The sequence below is a fragment of the Streptomyces mangrovisoli genome (assembly GCF_000974985.2).
GTDB lineage: Bacteria > Actinomycetota > Actinomycetes > Streptomycetales > Streptomycetaceae > Streptomyces > Streptomyces mangrovisoli.
On sequence record NZ_LAVA02000101.1, the window covers coordinates 1 to 563 of the forward strand.

Consider the following 563-nt stretch of genomic DNA (forward strand, 5'->3'; position numbering starts at 1 on the left):
ACCAGGGCGGTGCCGGGGTGGGCGGCGGCGGCGCGCAGGACCTCGGTGAGGTGGGTGCGGTCGGAGTCGATGGTGCGGGCGACGAAGGAGGCTTCGGCGCCGAGGGCGAGGGAGACGGGGTTGAAGGGGGCGTCCAGGGAGCCCATCGGGGTGGATTTGGTGATCTTGCCGGTCTCGCTGGTGGGTGAGTACTGGCCCTTGGTGAGGCCGTAGATGCGGTTGTTGAACAGCAGGATCTTGAGGTTGACGTTGCGGCGCAGGGCGTGGATGAGGTGGTTGCCGCCGATGGAGAGGGCGTCGCCGTCGCCGGTGACGACCCAGACGGACAGGTCGCGGCGGGAGGCCGCCAGCCCGGTGGCGATGGCGGGGGCGCGGCCGTGGATGGAGTGCATTCCGTAGGTGTTCATGTAGTACGGGAAGCGTGAGGAGCAGCCGATGCCGGAGACGAAGACGATGTTCTCGCGTGCGAGGCCGAGTTCGGGCAGGAAGCCCTGGACGGCGGCGAGGATCGCGTAGTCACCGCAGCCGGGGCACCAGCGCACTTCCTGATCGGACTTGAAGTC

At 68.6% G+C, this 563-nt stretch carries 1 protein-coding gene; it reads right to left on the minus strand.

The window, feature by feature from the left end; all coding sequences use genetic code 11:
- A partial coding sequence (locus WN71_RS33775) for a 2-oxoacid:ferredoxin oxidoreductase subunit beta (protein ID WP_143074909.1) occupies positions 1-563 on the minus strand: 563 nt, incomplete at both ends.